This window comes from Tabrizicola sp. (genome assembly GCF_036781545.1).
Classification (GTDB): domain Bacteria; phylum Pseudomonadota; class Alphaproteobacteria; order Rhodobacterales; family Rhodobacteraceae; genus Tabrizicola.
The window spans coordinates 1-4,147 of the sequence record NZ_DAIQAT010000225.1 but is presented as its reverse complement, the minus strand read 5'-3'; the positions used below and the strand labels follow the sequence as shown (position 1 = coordinate 4,147).

At 66.1% G+C, this 4,147-nt stretch carries 4 protein-coding genes; all 4 read right to left on the bottom strand.

Annotated features, from left to right (window positions below; genetic code table 11):
• A partial coding sequence (locus V7Q39_RS19630; protein ID WP_333818298.1) for a glutamine synthetase occupies positions 1-904 on the bottom strand: 904 nt, incomplete at its 3' end.
• A complete protein-coding gene (locus V7Q39_RS19625) occupies positions 894-1,580 on the bottom strand; it encodes a TetR/AcrR family transcriptional regulator (protein ID WP_333818297.1) in 687 nt (228 codons plus the stop codon). The genes V7Q39_RS19625 and V7Q39_RS19630, both read right to left, overlap by 11 nt.
• Positions 1,577-2,863, bottom strand: a complete 1,287-nt coding sequence (locus V7Q39_RS19620; protein WP_333818296.1) for an alpha/beta fold hydrolase — start codon at positions 2,861-2,863, stop codon at positions 1,577-1,579. Before V7Q39_RS19620 ends, V7Q39_RS19625 begins: the two co-directional genes overlap by 4 nt.
• Positions 2,863-4,147, bottom strand: a 1,285-nt coding sequence (locus tag V7Q39_RS19615; RefSeq protein WP_333818295.1) for an acyl-CoA dehydrogenase family protein, incomplete at its 5' end; no start/stop codon positions are given. The genes V7Q39_RS19620 and V7Q39_RS19615, both read right to left, overlap by 1 nt.

Genomic DNA, 4,147 nt, shown 5'->3' with positions numbered 1-4,147 from the left:
CCGTCGGCTGGAAGATCAGGGTCATGTCGCCGATATAGGCCTGCAACCCGCCCAGGAAATGACGGAAGGTCTGGCTGACGCCGTTCTTCTGGCCTTCGTCCCAGAACACGGGCTGGCCCGCCTTGTCCTTCAGGCTGATGTGCAGATGGATCGACTGGCTGTCGGCGTTCTCGTTCCAGCGCGGCATGAAGGTGACCGACTTTCCCTGCCGCAAGGCAAGCGCGCGCAGGAAGTTCTTCAGAAGCACCAGCTGGTCGGCCGGTTCCAGCCCGGTGCCCGCGGCGATGCAGCATTCCATGAAGCCCGCGCCGATTTCCTCGTGCATCTTGGCCAGGTCGATCTTCAGCGGCTCGCAGATCGCGGCCAGCGCCTCGTACCATTCGGTCTGGACGGCCTGGTACAGGATCAGGTCATGGCTTGCATGCGGGGTGGCCGGGGTCAGGTTGCGATAGCCCTTGGCCCGTGCGCTTTCGGGGGTTTCGTCGAAGAGGGTGTATTCCAGCTCCATCCCGTATTTCGGGAAGAACCCCGCTTCGGCCGCGCGGGCAAGGACGTTTGTCAGGATCGAACGCGGGCAAAGTTCGCCCGACTGGCCCGAGAAGTTCGACAGGACCAGAAGGTCATGTCCCGGCTTCGACCAAGGCAGGCGGCGCGCCGTCGTGGGGTCGAGGATCAGCGGATCGTCATGGAAATCGCCCGCGTCGTCATTCACCCCCGGAAGGTTCAAATGCACGTCGGTGGGGTCGAGGGCCAGCTGGGCAGGGGCCATGCCCATCCCGGCCTTGGCAATTCCCTTGAGGCTTTGGGCCGAAACCATCTGCCCGCGCAGAAGGCCGTTCGTATCCGTCATCGCCACGGTGGCAAAGCGGCTTGCCGGGTCGGCAAGAAAGTCGTCAAGCGTCATTGGTCACCTGTTGAGGAAGGGTGCCTTGCAGCACCTCTAGTTGTTCGAGATCGGTTTTCGGCGTCTTGGAATAGGCTTTCAGGAAGACACGCAATCCGTTGGCTATGTAGCGCGCGAGCATGGCCCGGTCGGGGGGGGCGTCGGGCATGTAGAGGGCCTGGGTGCGCGGGGCCGAAAGGATCAGGCCCCACAGATCCTGCGCGGCCAGTTCCGCATCGTCGAACTCAAGCCGTCCGGCCCGGCGCTGGCTGTCGAGATAGCGCATGATCCCGCGCAGAAGGTGATCGGGACCCGAGGCCTGGTAGGCCCGCCCGATCTCTGGAAAGCGCTGCACTTCGCCGATGATCAGCCGGGCGAGCGACAGCAGGTCGGGCCGCATCACCGTGTCGGCATAGGCCCAGGCGAAGGTCAGAAGATCGGCGACCATGCCCTGTTGCGACGGATGTTCGAAGACATCCAGCATCAGGTCGCGCTTGCCCAGCATCATCGCCTGGAAGAGCGATTCCTTCGAGGGGAAGTAGGAATAGAGCGTGGGCTTGGTCACCCCGGCCTCCGCCGCCACCGCATCCATCGTGGTGCCGGAATAGCCCTGCGCGGCGAACACCGTCAGCGCGGCGTCGAGGATCTGGCGCTCGCGGTTCAGGCGGTTCTGCTGGCGACGGGGCAGCGCGGTCATGGCAGGCGGCTCAGGAAGGAAAGCAGATGGCGGTTGTAGAGGTCGGGCCGTTCCACGTTGCAGACATGGCCCGCGCCGGGGATCGCCTCGAAGCGCACGTCGGGGCGGGGGGCGGCATCCCAGATGCGGCCCGCGACGGCGCGGATTTCGGCGGGCGGGGCGAGGCGGTCGTGCTCGCCGGTCATCAGCAGGACAGGCATGGTGAGCTTGGCGAAATCGAAGCGCTCCAGCGGGTTGGTGAAGCAGTTCAGCGCGTCGCGATAGGTGGCGGCAGGGATCGCGGCCATGCTGTCATAGAGCATCTGGCGGGTGGCTTCGTTGGCGTCGGGACCGGCCAGCACCTTGACCACGGCGGGGGCAAAGTCGGCGGGAATCTGGCCCGCGTTCAGCGGCACCTCACGGCTGACGCGGAAAGCCTCGCGTTCGTCGGGCCCGGCCTCGGACATGCCGGTGCAGCCGCCGGACAGGACAAGGCCCGCCAGCATCTCCGGGTAGCGCATGGCGAAGGACGTGGCGATCCAGGACCCGTAGGAGAGCCCGACCAGCACCAGCCGCCGTGCGCCCAGCTTGTCGGCCACCCGCAGGATATCGGCGCAGTAGTCGTCCACCGTGGACTGGCGCGGTCCAAGCGTGCTGTCGCCATAGCCGCGCAGGTCAAGCGCGGCACTGGTCGAGATAGTGCCGGCGGCCTGCACCTGCTGCTTCCAATTCATGCGCCCACCACCAATCCCGTGCAGGAACAGGCAGACTCGGTCACTACCCTTGTCAACTACATCGAAGCACAGGCGGGGCAAATCGTCGATCATCTGGGTTTGCAGAGGGGAAAGGCGCGCTATCCGAAAGGGTTCCGGTTTCGCGCGGTAGGATTTCGCCGAACCCAGCGCCGCGATCCCCGCCTCGAACACCGCCTGCGTCCCCTCGCAGATCGCCGCCAGCCGCGACGCGGGCGCGCGGACGGTGGCGGTCCAGATGACCACCGATCCCCCGGCCTCGGCCGCCGTCACCGTCAGCCGCGCATCATAGGCCTCGCAGTCCCTGATCCCCTCCAGATGCGTATAGCCCAGCACCCGGTCGCTGTCGGAGACATAGGTCAGCTGCTCGCGGTAGAGCGTCGCCTCCCCCGTGACGGTGAAGGCCCGGACCAAAGCTCCCTGCGCGCCCCTCTCCTCGCGGATCGTCTCCACCCAGGGGTGCCAGGCCCCGCAGAAGTCGCGCACGACCGCCCAGACCGCCTCGGGCGCAAGCGGCACAAGGCCCCGGACCTGCACCACCTCTCGCGGCATCAGCGCAGCATCCGCAGTGCGCCGCTGTCCCCGCGCCAGAGCGAGTTGCGCGCCCCGCCCTCGTCGCCCGGCGCCGAGTCCAGTTCGTCCATCTCGTAAAGCGCGAGGACCCCGATGTAGTCCTCCATGATCTCGGACGTATAGGGCAGCATCAGCGCCCCGCAGCGGCTGTCGCGATACATCCGCTCCAGCGGCAGGGATTTCAGCATCGACTGCCCGCCGCAGGTGCGGATGGCAAGCGCGGTGATCTCCTGCACGCCTTCCATCACGTTGTACTGCGCCGCATACATCCGCAGCACCTCGGCCTTGGACGGCATCCCCTTGGCCTCGGAGAAGGCCTGCCACCAGAGCGCGCGCATGTTCGCAAGGCGCGCATACATCTTGCTGACCGCTACCCGCTTGGTCGCATACATCCGCCGGTCGATCGGCGGCTGGCCGGGGACGCGGCCTTGCAGATAGGCGAGCGTGAAGTCAAAGGCCCCCTGCGCCACCCCCATGTAGGTGGGCGAAAGCGTCGCCATCATATGCGGCCAGTTGGGCAGGGTCTTGCCGAAGATGCCCTTCGGCATCAGCAGATCGTCCTCGGTGACGAAAACGTCTTTCAGGATCAAGTCGCGGCTGTTCGTCCCCCGCATCCCCAGCGGGTCCCAGTCACCCTTCACGGTCAGGCCCGCCGCGTCCTTGTGGACCACAAACAGCATCGTGTCCTCGTGCCGGGGCTCCTGCCCCTCGAAGACCTCGGTGCAGACGATGGTGTAGTAGTCGCAATAGCCTGCCAGCGAGGCGAATTTCTTGAACCCGCTGATCTTCCAGCCGCCTTCGACCGCGCGGGCCTGGGTCTGGTTCGGCTTGGATGTCCAGTTCTGCCCGCCCTCGGAGATCGGCTGCGAGAAGATCGCACGCTCCTTCATCGCGCGGGTGAACTGCCTGGCGCGCAGGGGGGCGAAGGCCGCCTTCTCCTCGGCCGAAAGGTTCGGCATGTCATACATGAACCGCGACCAGGCCATCGAGGAATTGTGCATGTTGAAGGTCAGCGCGGTGGCCCCGCAGTATTTGGCGATCTCGGCCCCCACCATGGCGTATTCGCCCATGCTGAAGCCCCAGCCCCCGAACTCCTGCGGGATCGAGAGGCCCAGGAACCCGGCGTCGGCGAGGTCCTTGTAATTCTCCACCGGGAAGGACGCCTCGTCGTCCACCCCCTTCGCGCGGGCGGCGAAGACCGGGCCCATCTCGTTGATCTTGCGCATCGCCTCGGCCACCTCGGGGCGGACGCGGGTCATGTCG